The sequence below is a fragment of the Streptomyces sp. G7(2002) genome (assembly GCF_028870195.1).
GTDB classification, from domain to species: Bacteria; Actinomycetota; Actinomycetes; order Streptomycetales; family Streptomycetaceae; genus Streptomyces; species Streptomyces nigrescens.
This window is the reverse complement of sequence record NZ_CP102609.1, coordinates 7,905,525-7,927,591: the sequence shown is the minus strand read 5'-3', so window position 1 is coordinate 7,927,591 and position 22,067 is coordinate 7,905,525. Positions and strand designations below refer to the sequence as shown.

Below are 22,067 nucleotides of genomic sequence, written 5' to 3'. Positions count from 1 at the left end.
GCTGATACGGGGACGCGCCGCTCAGTCGCGCCGATACGGCTCTGGCGGCGCGCCCGGGACCGGGTCGGGGCACCCGGTGCGCCGGGCCGGTCGCTCCCCCGCCGGCCTTTTTCCGGGCCGGATGGTGGAGGATCGAGAGGACCGCACACGGGAAGCGGGAGGACCACACACAGGAAGCGAGGCGGCCGCCCGCGGAACGGGGCGGCGCGTCGGGACGGGAGGTGCTCGGTGTCGGTGGAGGTCACCTGGTGGGGGCATGCCACTGTGACGGTCGAGGACTCCGGGGTGCGGGTGCTGACCGACCCGCTGTTCGTGCGCCGGCTGGCCCATCTGCGGCGCCGGCGGGGCGCGCTGCCGCCTGCCGAGGCCGCGCGGGCCGATGTCGTCCTGGTCTCGCATCTGCACGCCGACCATCTGCACCCCGCCTCGCTGGCCCGGCTCGCGCCGGGGACCCGGCTGGTGGTGCCGCACGGGGCGACGGCCGCGGTGCCGGGGCTGCGGCGGGTGGCCGCGGCCCGTGCGCTGCGGGTCACCGAGCTGCGGGCGGGCGAGGAGTGCGCGGCCGGCGCTCTGACGGTCCGTGCGGTGTCCGCCGCGCACGACGGGCGGCGGCTGCCCTACGGACCGCGCCGGGTGCCTGCGCTCGGCTATGTCGTGAGCGGCGCGGCCCGGACGTACTTCGCGGGCGACACCGGGCTGTTCGAGGAGATGGCGGAGGAGGTCGGGCCGTGCGAGGTGGCGCTGCTGCCGGTGGGCGGCTGGGGGCCGTTCCTCGGGCACGGCCATCTCGATGCGCGGCGGGCGGCGCAGGCGGCGGTGCGGCTGGCGCCGGGCTGTGCGGTCCCGGTGCACTACGGCACGTACTGGCCGATCGGGATGGATGCCGTACGTCCGCATGAATTCCATGCGCCGGGCCAGGAGTTCGAGCGGCAGATGGCGCTGCTGGCGCCGGAGGTGACGGTGCACCGGCTCGGGCACGGCGAGTCGGTCCGGCCGAAGGTCGTGTGATGACGCTCTTCGGTGAGCTGGTGCCGAGCGTGCCGCCGGAGTCGACGCAGCAGGTGGTCGGCTATCCGTCGCTGTTCCTGCTGGTGGTGCTCGGGTCGCTGGTGCCCGTGGTGCCGACGGGGGCGCTGGTCAGCTCGGCGGCGGTGGTCGCCTTCCATCACACCTCGCCGTTCGCCCTGCTGATGGTCTTCGTGGTGGCGTCGTCCGCGGCGTTCCTCGGCGATGTGGGGCTCTATTCACTCGGACGGCGCGGCAGCCACTCCCCTCACGGTTCGCGCTGGCTGGCCCGGCTGCGCGCCCGCGCCGCACCGGAGCGGCTGGCCCAGGCGCAGCACAAGCTGCGGGAGCACGGCGTCCTGGTACTGGTGCTGTCCCGGTTGGTGCCCGCAGGGCGGATCCCGGTCATGCTGGCGTGTCTGCTCGCGGCGATGCCCCTGCGGCGGTTCGTCCGTGGCGATGTTCCGGCGTGTCTGGCGTGGGCGGCGACGTATCAGCTCATCGGGCTGCTGAGCGGCTCACTGTTCCGCAATGCGTGGCAGGGCGTGGCCATGGCGATCGCCCTGACCGTGGTGATCGCGGCGGCGCCGGCCGTCTGGCGACGCCTCGGACCGGCCCGTGGCGAGGGTGGGTCGTAGGGCTCTAAAGGCACTATCCGATGGGTCGTGTGACCAGCCCGGCATCCACAGCGTTCCGGTTGGCATGAGCGGGGTGGTCTGTCGGATCAGCACTACATCCATTGCAGAGCGGTTTGCGCGGCTCGAACGAAGTTCAAGACAGACTGCCAGAACGGTTCGTAGCACTTGTTGAACGTCTCGGCGGCATCCGGATCGCCCTCGATCGCGGCCAAAAGCGCGTCGTACGGAGGGGCGGTTGACCGTCGAAGACCGTCCGCGGCGTCGGCTACTTCACTCGGCCCTTCCAAGGTGACGATCCATACCAGATGGCGCAGTTTGCCGTACTCGTCGCGCAACCGGAAGCGGAGGTCTCTCAGAGCAGGCAGCTGCTCCTGCTCGCAGCCAGTCCGGTGAACATCGGACACCAGCCAGTACAGCTCACCGATGCGCTGAGCCTGCTCGACGAGGTTGGCGTAAGCGGTCCGTCGCGTTTCGCGGAGCCGTTCGGTCCGCTGAGTGTTCGCGGCGGCATCAGCTTGTATACAGGCAGCCCGAGCCGTACCTCGACTTGTCACCCAACTGGCAAGAACGGCAGTGCCGCCGGTCAACGAAGCAATCCAGAGTGCGGTGTCAACCATGTTCCTCAGTATCTTGGTTCGCAGGATACTGAGGAACATGGTGCTGAGCCCGCCCCGCGCCCGGTCGAAACCAACGCCAATACGCCCTGGCAGTGGGACGATCACACGACCCAGACAGCCCCAAGTCCCGCCCGCGGTCCGCCCGTTCCGGTTCGCGGACGCGTCAACGCACGGCCAACACCCGCTCAGCGCGCGGCCAGCACCCGGGAGGCGCCGACGGGCAGGTCCCAGAGGTCCGCGCGGGGGCGTCCGGTGGCGGCCCAGGCGGCGCGGACCCGGTGCAGCGGTTCCAGGGGTGGCTCGCCGGAGAGCAGAAAGGTCGACCAGTGCATCGGGGCCAGGGCGCGGGCGCCCAGGTCCTGGCAGGCCTTGACCGCCTCCTCCGGGTCGGTGTGCACCGGCCGCAGCATCCAGCGCGGGTCGTAGGCGCCGATGGGCAGCAGCGCCAGGTCGATGCCGGGGTAGCGGCGGCCGATCTCCTCGAACCAGTGGCCGTAGCCGGTGTCCCCGGCGAAGTGGATCCGCCGCCCGTCGGGCGCGGTCAGCAGCCAGCCGCCCCACAGGGAGCGGCAGGTGTCGGTCAGGGTCCGCTTGCTCCAGTGGTGGGCGGGGACGAAGTCGACGCGTACGGGGCCGCCGGGGGCGGGCAGTTCGACCGCCTCCCACCAGTCGAGATCGGTGACCCGGGTGAAGCCGCGCCGGCGGGCCCAGGGCGCCATTCCGGCGGGGAGCAGCAGCGGGGTGTGCCGCGGCAGCCGCTTGAGGGTCGGGGCGTCGAGGTGGTCGTAGTGGTTGTGGCTGATGACGACGGCATCGACCGGCGGCAGGTCTTCCCAGCGGACGCCCACGGGGGTGACCCGGGCGGGCGTGCCGAGGATCTTGCGGGACCAGACCGGGTCGGTCAGTACGGTCAGTCCGCCGATCCGGATGATCCAGCTGGCGTGCCCGGCCCAGGTGACGGCGAGGGTGGTGGTGTCGGCGGCCGGCATCGGGCCCGGTTCGAAGGGCAATTGCTGGATCTCGGCGAGCGTCTCGGGCGGCGGGCGCAGTTTGCCCTCCCGGGCGATCCGGGCCAGGGCGCGGACGCCGGGCAGCGGCGCGGTCAGCCGGTGGGTGAAGTCCCGCGGCCAGGTGCGGGGTTCGCCCAGCGGGCGGGGTGCGGTGAGCGGGGGCGGGGTGGCGTGCGGGAGGACGGGCGCGTCCGTGGTGACCTGCGGGAGGACGGGCGCGTTCGCGGTGGCGTGCGGGAGGACCGGCGCGTCCGCGGTGGCCTGTCCGGGGGCCTGCCCAGTGGCCTGCCCGGGGGTCTGCCCGGTGGCCTGCCCGGTGGCCGGGCCCGGGGTGTGGCCCGCTCCCCCGCCCCGTTCGGCGGCCTCGCCGGGTGCGGCGGGCGGCAGCCGCTCGGTGTCGGGGGGCCGCTCGGTGTCGGGGGGCTGCTCGGCGAGGGAGCGCTCGGTCTGTTCGGTCATCGAGGGGCTCCTTTCGGTGGACAGAACCGGGGCGGGTCCGGGTGAGATGGGGCGCGGGCGGGCGCCGGGGCGGTCAGCCGTCCGCGGATGTCGTGAGCCCGGCCAGTGCGCGGGACAGGGCGGTCAGCACCTCGGTGATGTGCGGGAGTTCCAGCGGATCGGGGGCCGCCAGGGCGCGCCGCCGCTGCTCCCGGTCGGCGCCCAGCAGCGCCTCGGCGCCGAGCCGTACCCGCAGCGCGCCCGGCGCGTCACCGAAGTGGTGTCCGCCGCGCGCCGCCCAGGGCGCCAACTTCCGTTCCAGCGCGTGGGATTCCACGATCCCGCGGGCCCCGAGGGGACGGCGCAGCGGCTCGAAGTCGGCGTACAGATGGCTGCCGGAGTGCGGCGGACGGCAGACGGCACCGGCCTCGGTGACGGTGTGGTGAAGTGCCGCGGCGAGGGCGCCGTACACCCGGGCGACGGTGGCCGTCCTGGCGCGCACCTCGTCGGACTCACCGAGCGCATGGGTGACGGCGCAGCCGAGCGGCCCCGGAAGCGGTGTACGGACCGCGGCGAGCGCGTCCAGCACGGCAGCCCGGAGGACGGTTCCCCGGTCGGTGCCGGGGAAGCGGGCCAGGGCGGCGGGCCAGGAGGCGGGGACCAGCGTGGCCCGAAGGTCGGTGAGCACCACGACGCCGTCGGGCAGCATCTCGGCGGGGCTGAGCACCACGGTGTCATGCGGATCGTGCAGCAGATCGCGGCGGCTCTCGTCGCTGATGACCCACAGCCCTTCGTCCGCCGCCGCCTCACAGACCTCGTGCAGCTGTTCCGGCGCGGGGCAGGTGCCGGTCGGGTCGTCGGCGACGGAAAGGACCAGCACGCGGGGGGTGTCGCCGTGCATCCGGGCCCGGCGGACGGTCTCCAGCAGCGCGAACGGGTCGGGCACCCCGCCCGATTCGGCGGGTACGGGGGCGAGGTGCACCGGCCGGCCGAGCAGCCGGGCGGGGGGTGCGTACGACGCGGAGCAGGGCCGCGGCAGCACCACGGCGCCGCCGGCCGCGGCGTACAGCGCGAGCAGCAGGGCCGGCGCCCCGGGGGCGGCGAGCACCCGGTCGGGGGTGGTGACCAGGCCGCGGCGTTCCCAGTAGCCGCAGGCCGCGGTGCGCAGCGGCGCGGCGCCGCCCAAGGGCTCGGGTTCGGTGCGGTCGGCGGCCGCGGCGAGGTGGGCGGCGAGTTCCGGGAGGACCGGCAGGCCCACCGGCGGATCCGGGTCCGGCTCAGGCCGCGGATCCGGGGCGGTCCGCTGCATCCGTTCCTCCACTCCACGACGGCGGGTCGATCGTGGGCCCATCACATGAAGGGCGGCCCCGTCCACCTTGGCAGATCACGGGGGTGGCGACGGGGGGCGACACGTCAGCGGAGGGTGGGACCGGCGCTCAATGCGCCGGGCGCGCCGGCTGCGCCTCGTAGCGATGCACCGTGACCACCTCGCCGGTGCCCCAGTCCTGCCGCTCGGTGGCGCGGCGCCGCCAGCCCAGCCGCTCGTAGAGGGCGATGGCCGTGGTGTCGGTGGTCTTCACCTCCAGTACGGGCCGCAGTCCGCGGGCCGCCGCCTCCGCCTCGACGGCGCGCAGCAGCCGTCCGCCGAGGCCCGCACCGCGGGCGGCGGGGGCGACATACAGCCGGCTGACCTCGGGGCCGCACAGCGCGGCATGGCCGGTGACCGTGCCGTCCGTCTCGGCGACCCAGGCGGCGGTCAGCCCGTCGGGGGTCAGCCAGCGCGCCGGATCGTCCGGCCAGTGGTGCGGATAGCCGTTGTGGGTGTGCACCTCGGCCAGGACGGCCACACAGGCGTCGAGGTCGCTGTCGTGACGTCTTCTGATCATCCGGGCATGGAAGCACGGCGGGCGGGGGGCCGGCAGCCCGTTGGCCGCTGGGGGCGCTCTCCCCGATCTCCGTGGGGCCGGACGCTCCGCTGCGCCGCGCGCGGGGCCCGCGCGGCGGGATCCTGCCTGTTCCGGGCCGTGTGGGGTACAAGGTGGCGCATGCGATCGCTACTGACCCATCTCGACCGGCGGACCTTTGACCTGATTGCCGCGCGCGAATGGCCGGGCGCGCAGCGGGTGCTGCCCCGGCTGACCCGGAGCGCCAACCACGGGCTGCTGTGGTTCGGCCTCGCGGCCGGTGCGGCCGCGCTGGGCGGCCGGCCGATGCGTCGGGCCGCGCTGCGCGGAGTGGCCTCGCTGGCCGTGGCGTCGGCGACGGTGAACACCCTGGGCAAGCGCTCCGTACGGCGGCAGCGCCCGCTGCTGGAAGCGGTGCCGGTGATACGGCAGCTGCACCGCCAGCCCATCACCTCGTCCTTCCCCTCCGGGCACGCGGCCTCGGCGGTGGCGTTCGCGACCGGTGTGGCCATGGAGAACAAGTGGTGGGGGCTGGCGCTGGCGCCGGTCGCCGCGTCGGTGGCGTTCTCCCGCGTCTATACGGGCGTGCACTATCCGGGTGATGTGCTGGCGGGTGCCGCGCTGGGGGCCGGGGCGGCGTTCGCGGTGCGCGGTTTCGCACCGACCCGCGCCCAGCTGGCGCCGCCCGCCCGGCCTCGCGCGGAGGCGCCCGCACTGCCGCGCGGCCGCGGTCTGGTCGTGGTGGCGAACCAGAGGTCGGGGCAGCGTTCGGGCCCCCGCCCGGACCGGGCCGAGGAGGTGCACGGGGTGCTGCCGCAGGCCGAGGTGACGGTGTGCGGGGATCCGGACGGGCCGTCGCTGGACAAGGCCCTGGAGGACGCCGCGGAGCGGGCCAGGACACTGGGCGGTGCGCTGGGGGTGCTCGGCGGGGACGGCACCGTCAATGCCGCGGCGGCGGTCGCGGTACGGCACGGACTGCCGCTCGCGGTGCTGCCCGGCGGCACGCTGAACCACTTCGCGTACGACCTGGGCATCGAGACCTATGCGTCGGCGGCACGCGCCGTGGAGACCGGTGAGGCCGTCGCGGTGGATGTGGCGCGCTTCCGGGCCGGGCCGCATCTGGAGGGGCGGCAGTTCCTCAACACCTTCTCGATCGGCGCGTATCCGGAGCTGGTGCGGATCCGCGAGCGGTGGGCGGGCCGGATCGGCGCCTGGCCCGCCGGGGTGCTGGCGGCGTGGGAGGTGCTGCGCACCGCCGAGCCGCTGACCGTACGGATCAACGGCGAGCGGCGCGCCGTATGGCTGCTGTTCGTCGGCAACTGCCAGTACCGGGGGCTGGGGTTCGCGCCGGTGCGGCGGCACGATCTGGCGGACGGGGTGCTCGATGTGCGGGTGGTGCACGGCGGGCGGCTGGCTCGCACCCGGCTGCTTCTCGCGGCCCTGACGGGCACCCCGCGCAGCTCTCCGGTACTCGGTGAGGCGCGGCTGTCCCGGCTGCGGATCAGCGACCTCCCCGAGGGCACCACACTGGCCTTCGATGGCGAAGTGGCCCCTGCGCCAAGCGAGTTGACGCTGGAGAAGCAGAACGAGGAGCTGACGGTCTACCGCCTGCTGCCCGAATGATGAGATGCCACTCTCATCATTCGGGATGGCGGCGTACGGTGTGGACACCACACCGAGGGGCGGCCGCGGCGCGGTGCGAGCGGTCGCCCGGGCGGCGGCCGGGGGTGCTGTGGTGCGCCGCCCGGCCGCCCTCCGACGCATGTGAAGGAGCCGGCCATGCCGCAGGAATCCGCCGTCTACACCCATGGGCACCACGAGTCCGTACTGCGCTCCCACACCTGGCGCACCGCCGCCAACTCGGCCGGATACCTGCTCGGCGCACTGCGTCCGCACATGCGGATCCTGGACATCGGCTGCGGCCCCGGCACCATCACCGCCGATCTGGCCGCACTGGTGCCGGAGGGGCAGGTCACCGGCCTGGAGCAGGCGCCGGACGTCCTGGAGCAGGCGCGCGCCACGGCCGACGCCCGCGGGCTGACCAACGTCCGCTTCGCGGTCGGGGATGTCCACGCACTGGACTACCCCGATGACACCTTCTGTGTGGTGCACGCCCATCAAGTCCTGCAGCACGTGGGCGACCCGGTCCAGGCGCTGCGCGAGATGCGCCGGGTCACCGAGCCCGGCGGGATCGTCGCCGTCCGCGATTCGGACTACGCGGCGATGACCTGGTACCCGGAGAGCGACGGGATGACCGACTGGCAGCGCCTGTACCAGCGGGTGGCCCGCGGCAACGGGGGCGAGCCGGACGCCGGACGCCGGCTGCAGGCCTGGGCGCGGCAGGCCGGTTTCGCCCCGGACGCGATCACCGCCACGGCCGCCACCTGGCTCTTCCGTACGCCCGAGGAGCGGTCCTGGTGGAGCGAACTGTGGGCGGACCGTACGGTCAGCTCCTCGTACGCACAGATCGCGGTGGACGGCGGGCACGCCACGACGGAGCAGCTGCACCGGATCGCGCGGGCCTGGCGGACCTGGGGAGCCGACGAGGACGGCTGGTTCGGCGTCCTGCACGGCGAGATCCTCTGCCGCGTCTGACCGCGGCGCACCGCGCCCGGCGCTGACGGACCGCTCACCCCGACACCGGCCACACGGCCCCGCGGCCCCCACCGCTGAGGACCGCCCGGCCGGACCGGCCCTCCGCTCATCCCTCCGACGGCCCAGCCGCACCCCCTCCCCGGCAGATAAATCCTATTAATCCCGGTATGGATGGGGCGTGACCCCACAACGACGCCTGGCCGCGATAGCGGCGCTGACCCTCCTGGCGGCGGGCTGCGGCACCCAGCAGTCCGCCGGCCCCACACGCTCCGCGCCGCCCTCCCCGCCGGGCGGCGCGCGGGCCTCCGCCACGGCCGGCTTCACCCTCCTGGCCACCGGCGATGTACTGCCGCACAGCGAGATCATCCGGCGGTCCGGCGCCGATGCGCACGGCCAGGGCCATGACTTCCGCGCCATGTTCGCCGGGGTGAAACCGGTGGTCTCCGGCGCCGACCTGGCGATCTGCCATATGGAGACGATCTACGGCAGGGACGGCGGGCCGTTCACCGGCTACCCCAGCTTCAAGTCCCCGCCCCAGGTCGCGGCCGCCCTCAAGGACGCCGGCTACGACTCCTGCTCCACCGCTTCCAACCACACCCTCGACGACGGCGCCGACGGGGTGCACCGCACCCTCGGCGCCATGGACGCGGTCGGTCTGCGCCATGCCGGCTCGGCCCGCTCCGCCACCGAGGCCTCCCGGGTCACGCTGCTGCGGGCCGGCCCCGCGAAGGTCGCCCAGCTCTCGTACACCTACGGCACCAATGGCATCCCGCTGCCCGGCAAGGCGCCCTGGGCGGTCAATCTGATCGACCGGAAGAAGATCCTCGCCGATGCCCGCGCCGCCCGCCGGGCCGGTGCGGATGTGGTCGTCGTCAGCATCCACTGGGGCACGGAGTGGCAGCAGCCGCCGGACGAACAACAGCGCACCCTGGCCCGCGCGCTGACCGCGGCACGCACCGCGGGACGGCCCGACATCGATCTGATCCTGGGCACCCATGCGCATGTCCCGCAGGCCTACGAGAAGGTCAACGGCACCTGGGTCGTCTACGGGATGGGCGACCAGCTCGCGGGCCATATGTTCAACCACAGCGACCGGCCGGACGGCCGCGGCAACCAGAGCTCGATGGCCCGCTTCACCTTCGCCGGACCGACCGCTCCCGGCGGGCGCTGGACGGTCCGCAAGGCGGAGTTCCTCCCCCAACTCACCGACGTCAACGACGGTTTCCGGGTCGTGAACCTCAACGCGGCGCTGGCCGCGCAGCCCGGGCGCAGCGACTACGCACGGGCCCGGGACAGCATCCGGGACATCGTGCTGTCCCGGGGCGCGGCGAAGAGCGGGCTGATCATGGCCAAGTGATCGCGCACCGGCAGGTCCCCCAACTAGGGTGGTCCGTATGGACATTCTGGGGACCTCATTGCGGGTGTGCGTCAGTGATCTGGATTCCGCGATCGGCGTCTACGAACGGCTGACCGGGGCCGAGGCCATCCGCTTCCAGCGCGGCGGGGTGGCGGTCGCGGCCGTCGGGTGCTTCTTCCTGATGAGCGGCCCCGAGGCGGAGTTGTCGGTGCTACGGAAGATCACGGCGACGCTCGCCGTCAAGGACGTGGACGACGCGGTGGCCGACCTGAAGGCGGTCGGCGCGGACATCATCGCCGGCCCCCTGCCCACACCGATCGGCCGCAACCTGGTGGCCCGCCACCCGGACGGTTCGGTCTTCGAGTACGTCGACCGGAAGCAGGACGCGGACGCCTAGGACGGGCAATTCCCAAGTCCTGGTCGGTGGTCGTAGGCGATGCCCGGCCTTGGTCAGGTAGGTGAATTCCGGCGGGGCTCATCCCACTCCGGTCGCCTCCTCCGGCCGGGCGAAGGCGAGGATGGCGGGGACCGCTTCGCGCAGGCTCGTGAAATGACGGTGCACACCGGCCACCGCGGCCGCGGAGTTGACGCCCCACACCGTCATTCCGGCCCGGAGACCTGCTTCGACTCCGGACGGGGCGTCCTCGATGACCAGGCAGTCCTCGGGCCGGGCACCGAGCTGCCCGGCGGCCAGGAGGTAGGGCACGGGTGAGGGTTTGCCCTCTTCCACCGCGGCGGCATCCACGATGACGGGCGGGACCGGCAGACCGGTCCGAGCGAATCGCCCGCGCACCCGGTGCTCGTAGTTGGAGGTCACGAGCGCCCACGCCTCCGACGGCAGAGCGCCCAGCAGCTCCGACGCACCGTCGAAGGCCGCGTAGACGCCGGACCGGACGTCCTCGTCCTCCAATGTGTGCAGCGCCGCCAGGCACTCCCGTGGATCCTGGTCCGGGACCACTCTCGCGAAGGTCTCCAACGGCCGCGTCCGCAGCGCCACCCGGTAGACCTCCGCCGCGTCCAATCCGTATCGCCCGGCCCACGTTTCCCAGACCCGGCGCTGGTTGTCCACGGCGTCGATCAACGTGCCGTCGACATCGAGGAGGACACACTTCCTGGGGTCGGGCCGCACCATCTCACCGGTCACGCCGTGATCATGCCAGGTGCCCCTGAAGAACATCTACGCGAATGTGGCGGGTGAGATGAGTGAGGCGAGTGAGGCAGTGGTGAACGGATGCCCGAGGTCCGGGGGTTGCCTCTACCGTGCATGGGCCTGCCGTCCGGATGGTTCAGTGGACCTCGAATGCGCAGGCTGAACGGGTCGGATGCGCGAGGTGCCCAGCAGGGTGCACAAGGAGGGTTCCCCATGCTCGATCGTTCTCGTGGGGTGCGGCGTGTGCGTGTCTCAGCGTCCGGGCGGCGGCGGGTGATCGCGATGGGCGCCGTGATGGCTGCGGCTCTGGCCGTGGGCGGCGCACTGCCCTCGTCCGCGACGCGGGCCGATGGCTCCGGTGATGCCGTGCGGAAGGGGCTGGACCGTCTGGTGCACGAGGACCGGTACCCCGCCGCCCTGGCCTCCACCGTCGGGCGTGACGGGCGCGTCCACCACTTCACCGCCGGTGTCGCGGACTTGCGGACCGGAGCGAAGGTGCCGGTCGACGGGCAGGTGCGGGCGGGGAGCAACACCAAGGCGTTCACCGCCACGGTCGTCCTCCAGCTGACCGGCGAAGGCAAGGTCGCTCTCGATGCCCCCGTCGAGCGGTATCTGCCGGGCCTGGTGCGGGGCGAGGGCATCGACGGACGCCGCATCACGGTACGTCAGCTGCTGCAGCACACCAGCGGACTGCCCGACTACACCGACTTCATCCCTGACCCCACCGGCACGGCCCGCCACACCTACGTCCGGCCCCGCGCCCTGCTCGATACGGCGCTGGCGCACAAGGCGGTGTTCGCTCCCGGGACCAGCTGGGCGTACAGCAACACCAACTACGTCCTGGCCGGGCTGCTCATCGAGAAGGTCACCGGCCGCCCGCTCGCCGAGCAGCTCACCCGGCGGGTCATCGACCGGACCGGGCTGCGCCACACCTACTTCCCCGGCGTGGGCGACGAGGGCATCCGGGAAGCGCACCCTCAGGGCTACTTCGCCGCGAAGCCCGGCAGACCGCTGGAGAACATCACGGAGCTGGACCCGTCCTGGGGCTGGGCCGCCGGACAGGTCATCTCCACCCCGAGCGACCTGAACCGCTTCTTCACCGCCCTGCTCGACGGCGAGCTGCTCGAACCCGCGCAGCTCGCCCAGATGCGCACCACCGTCAAGGTCCCCGAGAGTGCCGGTATCGGGCCCGGCGTCCGGTACGGGCTGGGGGTGACCAGCGCGCCGCTGAGCTGCGGCGGCCGGTCGTGGGGGCATGGCGGGGACATCCCCGGCTACGCCACACGCACCGGTGTCACCGATGACGGCCGCGCCGTCACGGTCGCCGTCACCGCCGACGGACCGCCCACCGAGCAGGGGCCCGGCGATGTCCTGGCTCTCCTCGACTCCGCCCTGTGCTCCTGAGGCCGACGGGCCTGTGACGACGGGCCTGCGACGGTGCGGCATCGGTAGCCGTGCCCGGCTCTGTCGGCCGCCGCGAAGCCGGCTGGTGAGCATGCGGGGGAGCCAGGACGCTGGTGTCGCCCAAGGCGGACGACGGTGTGGCCCCCGCCCGCGGAGCCGGGGCGGGCGCCGTCACCTCGATGAGACCGGCTCACTCCATGGCCGGGTAACGCCCCCCGCCTCAGGACACATCCAGCACGATCTTGCCGCGGGTCCGTCCCGTCATGCTCTGCCGGAATGCCTCGGCCGTTTCGGTCAGGGGGAAGGTCGCCGCGACCGGCACCGTCAGCTTGCCGGCGTCCGCGAGCGCGCCGAGGGCCGTCAGGTCGGCGGTGTCCGGACGGACCCACACCATGTGGCCGCCCTTCGCCTTCACCTCGCCGTCGGCGATGGAGGCCACCCGGCCGCGGTCCTTGAGCAGTTCCTGCGAGACCTCCACGACGCCACCGCCGACGAAGTCCACGGCCGCATCGACGCCTTCGGGTGCCAGCTCGCGCACCCGGTCGGCGAGACCGTCACCGTATGTGACCGGTTCGGCGCCCAGGGACCGCAGGAACTCGTGATTGTGCTCGCCGGCCGTGCCGATGACGCGCGCTCCCTGCGCGACCGCGATCTGGACGGCGAGCGAGCCGACGCCGCCCGCGGCGGCATGCACCAGAACGGTCTCGCCCGCCGTCACACCGACCCGGCCGAGCGCCTGATAGGCCGTCAGTCCGGCGAGCGGAAGTCCGGCGGCCTGCTGCCAGCTGAGCGATGCCGGCTTGCGTGCCAGGGTCCTGACCGGGGCGGCGACCAGCTCGGCGAAGGTGCCGTGCTGGACCTCGTCCTTGCGGACATAGCCGATGACCTCGTCGCCGACCGCGTACTCGGTGGCGTCCGCGCCGACCGCCTCGACCACGCCCGCCACGTCCCACCCGGGGATGAGCGGGAAGTGGCAGTCCATCATCGGGTCCAGATAGCCCGCGAGGATCTTCCAGTCCACCGGATTGACGCCGGCCGCCTTGACCCGGATCAGGAAGGAGTCCGGGCCCACCTTCGGATCGGGGTGGTCGGTGTATTCGAGGACCTCGGGGCCGCCGTAGCTGTTTGCGATGATTGCCTTCATGATCCGCTACAACGCGTGACGACCGGGGTTCATTCCACGCTCGCGCCGACGGTCACCGAAATGGCGTACGAGGCGCGCGGGGACCGGGCGGAGCGGGCTCGGCCGGCGTGGTCAGCGCTGGGCGCGGTGGGCGCCGGGGGTGTGGCCGAAGGCCCGGCGGAACACGTCGATGAAGGCGCTGCTGGAGGCCCAGCCGCAGCGGTGTGCCACGACGGTGACGGGGGTTTCCTCGGCCAGCAGACGCAGGGCGTGGTGCAGACGCAGCTGGGTGCGCCACTGCGGGAAGCTCATGCCGAATTCGGCCCGGCACAGCCGGGTGAGGGTGCGGTCGCTGACACCGGCCGTGGCGCCGAGTTGCGCCAGGGTCCGGTTGTCGGCCGGGTCGTCGCGGAGCAGGGCACACACCGCGACCAGCCGCGGGTCGGTGGCGGCGGGCACATGGAGGGGCTGTTCGGCCGAGTGGCGGAGCTGGTCGAGCAGGACGGCCCGGAGGCGGCGGCGTTCGGCGCCGCGGTCGGCGGGCCGCTCGGTGTAGGCGAGGATCAGCTCACGCAGCAGCGGGCCAACCTTGAGGACCGCGGGCCGGTCCAGGCGCAGCGGGTTGTCCCGCACCGGCAGTGCCACCAGATGGAGGTCGGTGTCGCCATGGGCGTGGTGCTCGTGGACGGTGCCGGCCGGGATCCAGACGGCCCGGGTGGCGGGCGCGATCCAGCTGCCCGCCTCGGTGGTGACGGACAGTACGCCGCGGCCGGCGTAGACGATCTGGTGCTCATCATGGCGGTGCGCGTCGACGCCGGTACCGGCGGGCAGAGGGCGCAGGCCCGTGGTCATGCGCGGGGCGTGGCGGCTTTTCGGCATTGCTTGTCAATTTATCGGAAGCGGACGGCTCCCCGCGGCGCCGATCATCGAGGAACTACGGCAGACCAGGCCCACCGTCAGGAGTCCCCCTCATGGGCAATCTTTCGATCCCCCCTCTCGCGGAACTGCGGAAGCGCCGGAGCGCGAAATGGCGGACCTTCCCGGACGACGTCCTGCCCCTCCCGGTCGCGGAGATGGACTTCCCGCTGGCGGAGCCGGTCGCCAGGGTCCTCCATGAGGCGGTCGACCGGTCGGACACCGGCCATGCGGCGCCGACCCGCGAGCTGGCGGACGCGATCGCCAACTACGCCCGGCGCAGCTGGGATTGGCGGATCGACGCCGACGAGGTGCGCACCGTCGCCGATGTCGGGATCGGTATGGTCGAGGTCCTGCGCCGGGTCGTCAGCGCGGGTGACCGGGTGGTGATCAGCCCTCCGGTGTACGAGCCGTTCGCCTGGTGGATACGTGAGGTCGGGGCCCACGTGGTGGAGGCACCGCTGGCCCACGGACCACACGGGTGGCAGCTCGATCCGGACGCTCTGGAACGGGCCTTCGCCGACCACGCCACGGCGTATCTGCTGTGCAATCCGCACAATCCGGTGGGCCTGGTGCACCGGCGTGAGGAGTTGGCCGTGCTCGCCGAGCTGGCCGACAGATACGGCGTTCATGTGCTGTCCGACGAGATCCATGCCCCGCTCGTGCTGCCGGGGGCCGAGTTCGTCCCGTTCCTGTCGGTGTCGGACGAGGCGAGGCGCTGGGGGTTCTCGTTCCTGTCGGCCAGTAAGGGCTGGAATCTGGCCGGGCTCAAGGCGGCCGTCGTCGTCACCGCCGATCCGGCGCCGAGGCGGTATGTCGACCGCCTGTCGCCCCACTCGCTCTATCGCACCGGGCACCTCGGAGTGCTCGCCACGGTGGCCGCGTTCAACGACGGCGGCCCCTGGCTCGCCGACGCCCTGGAGGTGCTCGACCACAACCGGGTGCTGCTGGCGGATCTGTTGGAGAAGCTGCTCCCCGACGTGCGCTACCGGCAGCCGCAGGCAGGCTTTCTGGCCTGGCTCGACTTCCGCGCCCTCGGCTGGGGCGACGATCCCACCGCGCGTCTCCTTGCCGCCGCCCGGGTCGCCCTCAACGCCGGTCACCGCTACGGCCCTTCCGGCCACGGCTTCGCGCGGCTGAACTTCGGCTGCGCACCGCAGACGCTCACCGAGGCCCTCACCCGTATCGCCGCGGTCCGCTGAGACCTCGCAGAGCGGGACGGGCGGCCGCCGCTCATGGTGGAGCGCGCTGCCGGCAGGCCGGAAAGCCTGTCCAGCGGCCCCGCCCCGGCCCCTCAGCCGGGCTGTGCCCCCATGGCGCGCAGCAGGAACGGGAGGAGTTCGCTGATCGCCGCCTCACCGGAGGTGGGGCCGTCCGTAGCGCCCTGGTGGGTCACATCGGGGGTCAGGAAGAGGCGGCTGACCATGGAGCCGACGACGAGATCGGCCAGCACATGGGCATCCTCCAGCGGCGGGATGTCGCCGCGGGCGACCGCGCGGCGCACCACCTCGGCGGCCCGGTCGCGGACCGGCTGGACGATCGCGGAGTCCAGGACCCGGGCCAGCGCCTCGTTGTGCGCGGCCTCGCCGATCAAGATGTGCAGCAGCCGTCCGCCGGGGCCCTCCAGCGTTTCCGCCTTGTCCCGGAGCAGGACGGCGAGGTCGCCTCTGAGGCTGCCGGTGTCCGGCTGCGGGCCGAGGTCGCTCGCCCAGCTGACGGCGGTGCCCACGACCAGATCTTCCTTGGAGCGCCAGCGGCGGTAGAGGGTCGCGGTGGACACCCCGGCCCGCTTGGCGACGGCCGCGGTGGTCAGTCCGCCGTAGCCGCTCTCCTGCAGGACCTGGAGGGTGGCCGCCAGCAGTGCCCGGTCGCGTTCGGCGTCCCGCGGCCGGCCGCGGGCGGGCTGCCCCTCGGGGGGCGCGGTCTGGTTGCTCTCGGTGCGTTCGGCCACACCGGGAGTCTACCGCCAGCATTACGAAACGAAATGTTTTCGTTTCGTGTAGCCTCGGCGTCATGGCCCCTCAGAACCACACCACCGACCTGGACGCCGCCGCCGTCGTCGGCCGGCTCCGCCGCACCTTCACGACCCACCGCACCGCCTCCCCGGAATGGCGGCGCGGCCAGCTGACGGCCCTGCGCACCCTGCTCACCGACCACCGCGACGACCTCCTCGCCGCGCTCGCCGAAGACCTCGGCAAGGGCCCCGAGGAGGCCTATCGCACCGAGATCGGCTTCACCCTCCACGAGATCGACCACACCCTGGACCGGCTCGACGACTGGCTGGAGCCGCGGCCCGCTGAGCTGCCCGAGCGACTGCTCCCGGCAACCGCGCACACCGTCCGGGAACCGCTCGGCGTCGTCCTGGTGATCGCGCCCTGGAACTATCCGCTGCAGCTGGCGCTCGCCCCGCTCGTCGGCGCGCTGGCCGCGGGCAACTGCGCCGTCGTCAAGCCCAGCGAACTCGCCCCCGCCACCTCGGCCGCCCTGGCCCGGCTGCTGCCGCGCTATCTGGACAGCGACGCGGTGGCCGTCGTCGAGGGCGCCGTCCCGGAGACCACCGCCCTGCTGGCCCAGCGCTTCGACCACATCTTCTACACCGGCAACGGCACCGTCGGCCGGATCGTGCTGGCCGCCGCCGCACCGCATCTGACCCCGGTCACGCTGGAGCTGGGCGGCAAGAGCCCGGTCGTCCTCGACCCGGGCACCGATCTGGCCGCGGCGGCCCGGCGGCTGGTGACCGGCAAGTTCCTCAACGCCGGCCAGACCTGTGTGGCACCCGACTACGTCCTGGCGATCGGTGACACCGCCCGGGAGATCGAGCCGCATCTCGCCGCGGCGGTGCGCGAGACGTACGGAGCCGATCCGGCCGGCGCCGAGGAGTACGGACGGATCGTCAACGAACGGCACTTCGACCGGCTGACGGCCCTGCTCGACAGCGGCCGCACGGTCATCGGCGGTGCGCACGACCGCGCCGCGCGCTATCTGGCGCCCACCGTCCTCGCCGATGTCGCCCCCGACGCACCGGTGATGCAGGAGGAGATCTTCGGCCCGATCCTGCCCATCGTGCCGGTGCCCGACCTGGACGCTGCGATCGCCTTCATCAACGACCGGGACAAGCCGCTGGCGCTCTACGCGTTCACCGCGTCCGAGGACACCAAGCGCCGGCTGCTGGCCGAGACCTCCTCGGGCGCGCTCACCTTCGGGCTGCCGGTCGCCCATCTCACCGCGCCCGAGCTGCCGTTCGGCGGGGTCGGCGAGAGCGGGATGGGGCGCTACCACGGCGAGTACTCGCTGGACACCTTCAGCCACACCAAGGCGGTGCTCGACAAGCCGCTGGCCTGACGGCGGACGGGGCGGGGCGGCGGACGGTGCCGTCCGCCGGGCGTCGGGCGCCGTCCGCCGGGCGCCGACTACACCGGCCGCATCCGGTACTCGTAGCGCTCCGGGAGCGGATGCGCGGACCGGGCCGCGGCGCGGACCTCCTCGGTGACCGGGCCGCCGCCCGCGACCAGTTGCTCGGCGATGGCGTACCAGGTGTCGCAGAGCACCTCGTCGCCCTCCCGCAGACCGGCGATCTCGAAGCCGGCCTCGAAGATCTCCCGGGCGGCGACGGGCTGCCCCTGGGCGAGCAGCACCTGCGCGGTCAGCAGCTGGAAGCGGCCGTCGGCCGGGTCGGCCGGCCGCAGGTCCGCCAGCAGCTGCGCGGCCTCATCGGTACGGCCGGCCGCGAGCAGCGCGGGCACCGCCTCCCGGGCGAGCGCCGGCAGCACCACCCGCCAGGCCCGGGCGGCCGGGTCCGGTGCCGAGGCCGCCCGGGCCGCCTCGGCGCAGGCCTGCGCATACCGGTCGGCGGCGCGCGCCGGCTCGCCCGCCGTGGCCTCGGCAACGGCCAGGCAGTACAGCGGCAGACAGCCGGCACCGTGCCCGAGGGCCCGCTCCCAGCTGCGGACGGCCTGGGCGCGGTCGCCCGCCTGCCACTGGGCGAGCCCCAGGTGGTAGTCGGTGGACGGGCCGGGAGGTGCGGACTCCAGCAGGTCGCGCCAGGCGGGTGCGGTCAGCACCGGTCCGGGTACGGGGCCGCCGGCCGGCAGGTCCCCGGTCCTCAGCAGCGTCAGCCACGGCTCCTGCTCCGCGCCCAGCGTGGCCGGGCCGAAGGGCGTACCGGGCAGGTCCAGACCCGTGCGGGCCACCTCCAGTGCGCCCCAGCCGGAGCCGGTGGCCAGCGACTCCTTCGGTTCCTGATCGGCATACGGCAGCCAGGCGGCGTACGCGGCCTCGACATCCGCCCGGGGCAGGGCCGCCTGCAGCCGGGCCGCGACCTCTTCGCGGGCCGCGCCCCAGTCCGCACCGTGCACCGTCGCGGGGTCGGCGTCCAGCGGCCCGTACGCCTCCAGCCAGGTGAACTCACCGCCGGCGTCCAGCGGCAGATGCTCCAGCTGGGTACGGGCCAGACCGGCCTGGATCTCGGCGTAGCCGCCGGTGCCCGGCTCGGTGAGCCACTGCTGCCAGCGCCGCCCGGCCCGCCCCGCGCCCCACAGGAACAGCTTGCGGCCGCGCAGGGTGTCGGTGGAGGTCTGCACCAGACCGCGGCCGTCCGCGTCGAGGGAGGTGACCCAGCGGCGGGCGCCGTCGGGCACGTCGTAGAAGTAGTCGGCGGGGTAGGTGCTGCGCAGCGGGTAACTGCGGTCGGTGCCGTCGTGTTCGGGGACCGGGACGCGGCGCAGGGTCCGTTCGTAGCCGAAGTGCCAGGCCGCGTCGGCGGGCGCCAGGACGCGGGTGCGCTCACCTTCGGGCACGGCGGTGTTGGACCACCAGTAGACCGGCACGGTGTGGTGGTGCGGATTACGGATCCGCACGCCCACATGGAGGAAGTCGGAGCCCTCGGGCAGCCACAGGTCCACCTGGAAGGGCAGATCGCGCAGCCGCTCCCACTCCCACAGCCGCAGCATCTCCCCGCCGTCCGGCGCCGGGACGCAGGCGGCGTGCAGCGGGGCACAGGAGAGGGTGGTGTGACCGGTGGCGCCGATGTTCCACTCGATGCCGCCGGAGAACCAGGCGCCGTTGAGGGCGAAGGCGGCGGGCTGGAACACCGGGTTGCGATAGAGGAGTTCACGGTCGGTGGGCTTGTGGTGCAGGGAGTACACCCGGCCGCCGAGGCCGGGCAGGACGGTGGCGCGCAGCCGGTCGTTCTCGATGACCAGCGCGTCGAGGTCGGTGCTGCGGCGGGCCCGGCCGTAGCCGTCGCGCAGCGGGGCGGGCAGGATCGAGCGCAGCGGCGCACAGCCGATCTGCCGCGCCATGTCGGCGGGCAGACCGGCGTCCCGGGGGACCTCGATGTGGTGCGGGTCCTGGCCGGCGCGCAGCGCGGGGAGGGGGTTGTCCGGGCCGAGGGGGGCGGCGGGAAGGGTCAGGGTGGTGCGTCGCACACTCGTGGCCACGGCTGCCTCGCAATGCTGGACCGGGCCACCTCGGCTGCGGCGGCCTCCTGTTGACCATGGAACCGCGTGATCGCCGCTCTGCACAGGGCTCCCGGGGGCGGGGCGAGGTCAGGGTTGCGCAAAGACACTCTCAAGGAGCTCGGCGAGCAGCACCGCGCCGGTCCCCTCGGGGTCGCGGTCCGGGTCGTAGATGGTGACGTTGATGCCGACGCAGCGCGGTGAGGCGGCCAACGGCCCCAGCAGCGACCGGAGTTCGTCGGTGAGCAGACCGCCGGGGTCGGGGCTGTCGACGGCCGGCATGACGGACGGGTCGAGGACATCGGCGTCGAGATGGATCCAGAAGCCGTCGAGGTGCGAGCGCTGGAAGTGGGTGAGGACCTCACGGGCCACCGCCTCCGGGCCGCGCCGCCGGATCTCGCCGACCGGGGCGTGGCTGATGCCGAGGCCGGTCAGCTCCTCCTGGTCCTCGTCCGCGTCGCGGATGCCGAGGACGCACACGTCCTCGTCGCGGACGTACGGCCCCAGCCCGTCGAGGTCCGTGAGGTCCGCCTGGCCCCGTCCGGTGATCTGTGCCACGCCCTCCCCGGCCGCGGCCCCGACCGGGCCGGAGACCGCCGTGTTGCCGGGATGCCGGAAGTCGCCGTGCCCGTCGAGGTAGGCGACGCCGTAGCGCCCCAGCCGCCGCAGCGCGAGCACCGCGCCGAGCAGGATGCTGCAGTCACCGCCCAGCACCACCGGGAAGTCGCCGCTGCCCACATGCCCCTCGATACGGGTCGCGAGCCGGCTCGTGTAGGCGGCGAGGGCCGCGGCGTTGAAGTCGCCGTCGCCCTCCTTCCACTCCCCCAGGTCGTAGCGCGGCGGGACCACCACACCGCCCTCCAGGGCACCGAGCCGGCGCAGCAGTCCCTGTTCACGCAGTGCGCCCGCGAGCTTGTAGCAGCCGGGAACGGTGCCGGGCGCGGGCGGTCGCAGCCCCAGGTTGGAGGGGGCATCGATCAGTACGGTACGGCGCATACGGTGATCGTCACATAGGCCCACCGGAAATTGGGAGGCCCCGGAAGATCCGGCGAAATAGCCTGGCAACTCGGCTCATTGACACCCGCGGAACGGAAAACGGCCCCCATGGCGACCCAGCACACCTACCGAGTCATCGTCCGCGGCAAGTGGGACGGTCTGACCGCCGGGTCCCGGGAGAAGCTGCTGGCCGAGGTGGACGAGCACGGTCTGGCCCAGATGCAGTTCACGCCTGAGGGCTCGCTGGCGTACGACACCGCGCTGCACTCCTTCAGCTACCGCTATGTCATCGTCTCGGACGCGGCGGACGGCGAGGAGATGGCGGCCGCGCTGGCCGAGGACAAGGCGGAGACCGCGCTGCGGGCCGCCGGACTGGGCTACCGGGACCTGCGGTCCACGGCCACCGACATGGACACCATGAAGATCAACCGCAAGTCCCGGTAGCCGGGGCCCCGTCGGACGGCTGCGCGGCGGCGCCCGGTTCGTTGAAGCGCAGCCGGTTGCCGAAGGGGTCGGTCAGCGTGAGCGAGGTCCCGATCTCGTCCTGCTCCAGACCGGGCCGCAGATACGGGTAGTTCTTGCCGGCGAGCTCGGCGTGCAGCGCACGCACCCCGGTCAGCTCCGTGTAGACCGTGGAGCCGGGTGTCGCATCGCCGTGGTGCTCCGACAGATGCAGTACGAGGTCACCGCGCGACACCTGGGTGTAGAGCGGCATACCGGGCTCGAAGCGGTGCTCCCAGTCGACCGTGCAGCCGAGGTAGTCGAGGTAGAACTCATGGGCCTTGGCCACGTCGAAGATCCGGAAGACCGGCACGGTGCGGTGGAAGTCAGGGGTCATGGCGGACATCGAATCACTCCGCCTGCCCGGAGACCATCTCGGCGGTGATCGCCCAGCGCTCGTGGTCGCGCCAGGCGCCGTCGATGAAGAGGAAGTCCGGGGAGAACCCCTCCAGCCGGAACCCGGCCCGCTTGACCAGGGCGATCGACAGCTCGTTGGCCGGCTGGATGTTGACCTCCAGCCGGTGCAGCCCCATCGCCGTGAAGGCGTGGTGCAGCACGAGCCGCAGGCCCTCGCTCATCAGCCCGCGGCCGGCGGCATGCGCGAAGGCGCCGTATCCGATCGCGCCACAACGGAACGCGCCGTGCACGATGTTGTTGACCGTGAGGTAGCCGGCGATCCGGCCGTCGGCCAGCTCGCAGATCAAGAACCCCTCGCGCTGCGGCTCCTGGAGCCGCAGCAGATAGCTGTCGTACGCGGCGTCCGTGGTGGGCGGGAAGAGCCAGGGGCGGTGCAGCTCCGCGCTCTCCCGCGCCCGCGCGGTGAACTCTTCCCGGTCGGCGGCGGTGAAGTGCCGGATGCCCACCCGCGGTCCGCGCGCGAGGTAGCGGTCGTTGCTCGTCATCGGCAGATCGTACGAAGGGCGGCAGCGGCAGGCCAGCCGAAGCCCTGGCGGCGCGC

At 73.1% G+C, this 22,067-nt stretch carries 22 protein-coding genes; 10 read left to right on the top strand and 12 right to left on the bottom strand.

Annotated elements, in window-relative coordinates; all coding sequences use genetic code 11:
- Positions 1–228 precede the first annotated feature (228 nt).
- Positions 229–1,008 carry an MBL fold metallo-hydrolase gene (locus tag NUT86_RS34010; protein WP_018090513.1) on the top strand — a complete coding sequence of 260 codons (780 nt, stop codon included), beginning with the start codon at positions 229–231 and terminating at the stop codon, positions 1,006–1,008.
- On the top strand, positions 1,008–1,643 hold the full coding sequence (locus NUT86_RS34005; protein WP_274739187.1) for a DedA family protein: 636 nt from the start codon (positions 1,008–1,010) through the stop codon (positions 1,641–1,643). Before NUT86_RS34010 ends, NUT86_RS34005 begins: the two co-directional genes overlap by 1 nt.
- 92 nt (positions 1,644–1,735) lie before the next feature.
- Here the strand turns inward: NUT86_RS34005 and NUT86_RS34000 are convergent, their stop codons facing one another.
- The 4 genes from NUT86_RS34000 to NUT86_RS33985 form a co-directional block, all read right to left on the bottom strand.
- Complete coding sequence (locus NUT86_RS34000) at positions 1,736–2,260, bottom strand: hypothetical protein (protein ID WP_266442807.1); 525 nt, start codon at positions 2,258–2,260, stop codon at positions 1,736–1,738.
- A gap of 185 nt (positions 2,261–2,445) precedes the next feature.
- On the bottom strand, positions 2,446–3,729 hold the full coding sequence (locus NUT86_RS33995; protein WP_274739184.1) for an MBL fold metallo-hydrolase: 1,284 nt from the start codon (positions 3,727–3,729) through the stop codon (positions 2,446–2,448).
- Positions 3,730–3,802: 73 nt separating this feature from the next.
- On the bottom strand, positions 3,803–5,017 hold the full coding sequence (locus tag NUT86_RS33990) for an aminotransferase class I/II-fold pyridoxal phosphate-dependent enzyme (RefSeq protein ID WP_159485122.1): 1,215 nt from the start codon (positions 5,015–5,017) through the stop codon (positions 3,803–3,805).
- Positions 5,018–5,144: 127 nt separating this feature from the next.
- Positions 5,145–5,594, bottom strand: a complete 450-nt coding sequence (locus tag NUT86_RS33985; protein ID WP_159485124.1) for a GNAT family N-acetyltransferase — start codon at positions 5,592–5,594, stop codon at positions 5,145–5,147.
- 159 nt (positions 5,595–5,753) lie between these two features.
- Here NUT86_RS33985 and NUT86_RS33980 point away from each other — a divergent pair, with 159 nt between their 5' ends.
- The 4 genes from NUT86_RS33980 to NUT86_RS33965 all read left to right on the top strand — a co-directional run bounded on the left by NUT86_RS33980 (position 5,754) and on the right by NUT86_RS33965 (position 9,961).
- Positions 5,754–7,235, top strand: a complete 1,482-nt coding sequence (locus NUT86_RS33980) for a phosphatase PAP2 family protein (protein WP_093645382.1) — start codon at positions 5,754–5,756, stop codon at positions 7,233–7,235.
- Between the two features lie 156 nt (positions 7,236–7,391).
- Positions 7,392–8,207 (top strand): class I SAM-dependent methyltransferase, encoded by an 816-nt coding sequence (locus NUT86_RS33975; protein WP_274739180.1) that lies wholly within the window; start codon positions 7,392–7,394, stop codon positions 8,205–8,207.
- 178 nt (positions 8,208–8,385) lie between these two features.
- Positions 8,386–9,564, top strand: coding sequence for a CapA family protein (locus NUT86_RS33970; RefSeq protein ID WP_148590104.1), 1,179 nt, complete (start codon positions 8,386–8,388; stop codon positions 9,562–9,564).
- Between the two features lie 37 nt (positions 9,565–9,601).
- Positions 9,602–9,961: a VOC family protein gene (locus tag NUT86_RS33965; RefSeq protein ID WP_026169783.1), complete on the top strand. Its 360-nt coding sequence runs from the start codon at positions 9,602–9,604 to the stop codon at positions 9,959–9,961.
- A gap of 78 nt (positions 9,962–10,039) precedes the next feature.
- Here NUT86_RS33965 and NUT86_RS33960 read toward each other — a convergent pair whose 3' ends face one another.
- Complete coding sequence (locus NUT86_RS33960) at positions 10,040–10,696, bottom strand: HAD family hydrolase (protein WP_446750845.1); 657 nt, start codon at positions 10,694–10,696, stop codon at positions 10,040–10,042.
- A gap of 252 nt (positions 10,697–10,948) precedes the next feature.
- Between NUT86_RS33960 and NUT86_RS33955 the strand changes: the two genes are divergently transcribed.
- Entirely contained in the window at positions 10,949–12,118 is a 1,170-nt protein-coding gene (locus tag NUT86_RS33955; protein ID WP_274740718.1) for a serine hydrolase domain-containing protein, read from the top strand.
- A 220-nt stretch (positions 12,119–12,338) separates the two neighbouring features.
- On the opposite strand, the gene NUT86_RS33950 is transcribed toward NUT86_RS33955, so the two are convergent.
- Together NUT86_RS33950 and NUT86_RS33945 are read right to left on the bottom strand one after the other, a co-directional pair.
- A complete protein-coding gene (locus NUT86_RS33950) occupies positions 12,339–13,262 on the bottom strand; it encodes an NADP-dependent oxidoreductase (protein WP_159485134.1) in 924 nt (307 codons plus the stop codon).
- Between the two features lie 111 nt (positions 13,263–13,373).
- Complete coding sequence (locus NUT86_RS33945; protein ID WP_159485136.1) at positions 13,374–14,120, bottom strand: AraC family transcriptional regulator; 747 nt, start codon at positions 14,118–14,120, stop codon at positions 13,374–13,376.
- Positions 14,121–14,212: 92 nt separating this feature from the next.
- On the opposite strand from NUT86_RS33945, the gene NUT86_RS33940 reads away from it, so the two are divergent.
- A complete protein-coding gene (locus NUT86_RS33940; RefSeq protein ID WP_274739176.1) occupies positions 14,213–15,358 on the top strand; it encodes a MalY/PatB family protein in 1,146 nt (381 codons plus the stop codon).
- A gap of 92 nt (positions 15,359–15,450) precedes the next feature.
- Here the strand turns inward: NUT86_RS33940 and NUT86_RS33935 are convergent, their stop codons facing one another.
- Positions 15,451–16,107, bottom strand: a complete 657-nt coding sequence (locus tag NUT86_RS33935) for a TetR/AcrR family transcriptional regulator (protein WP_274739175.1) — start codon at positions 16,105–16,107, stop codon at positions 15,451–15,453.
- Between the two features lie 62 nt (positions 16,108–16,169).
- Here NUT86_RS33935 and NUT86_RS33930 point away from each other — a divergent pair, with 62 nt between their 5' ends.
- Entirely contained in the window at positions 16,170–17,498 is a 1,329-nt protein-coding gene (locus tag NUT86_RS33930) for an aldehyde dehydrogenase family protein (protein ID WP_274739173.1), read from the top strand.
- Between the two features lie 68 nt (positions 17,499–17,566).
- Here the strand turns inward: NUT86_RS33930 and NUT86_RS33925 are convergent, their stop codons facing one another.
- Both NUT86_RS33925 and NUT86_RS33920 read right to left on the bottom strand, forming a co-directional pair.
- Positions 17,567–19,594: a DUF5107 domain-containing protein gene (locus NUT86_RS33925; protein WP_274739171.1), complete on the bottom strand. Its 2,028-nt coding sequence runs from the start codon at positions 19,592–19,594 to the stop codon at positions 17,567–17,569.
- Between the two features lie 108 nt (positions 19,595–19,702).
- On the bottom strand, positions 19,703–20,608 hold the full coding sequence (locus tag NUT86_RS33920; RefSeq protein ID WP_159485144.1) for an arginase family protein: 906 nt from the start codon (positions 20,606–20,608) through the stop codon (positions 19,703–19,705).
- Between the two features lie 108 nt (positions 20,609–20,716).
- Between NUT86_RS33920 and NUT86_RS33915 the strand changes: the two genes are divergently transcribed.
- A complete protein-coding gene (locus tag NUT86_RS33915; RefSeq protein WP_266442843.1) occupies positions 20,717–21,052 on the top strand; it encodes a DUF6204 family protein in 336 nt (111 codons plus the stop codon).
- Here the strand turns inward: NUT86_RS33915 and NUT86_RS33910 are convergent.
- Both NUT86_RS33910 and NUT86_RS33905 read right to left on the bottom strand, forming a co-directional pair.
- Complete coding sequence (locus tag NUT86_RS33910) at positions 21,033–21,446, bottom strand: glyoxalase superfamily protein (protein ID WP_109896697.1); 414 nt, start codon at positions 21,444–21,446, stop codon at positions 21,033–21,035. The genes NUT86_RS33915 and NUT86_RS33910 overlap by 20 nt on opposite strands.
- A gap of 13 nt (positions 21,447–21,459) precedes the next feature.
- The gene (locus NUT86_RS33905; RefSeq protein WP_274739167.1) at positions 21,460–22,011 is read right to left on the bottom strand and encodes a GNAT family N-acetyltransferase; all 552 of its coding nucleotides are present in this window, start codon (positions 22,009–22,011) and stop codon (positions 21,460–21,462) included.
- Between the last annotated feature and the right edge of the window lie 56 nt (positions 22,012–22,067).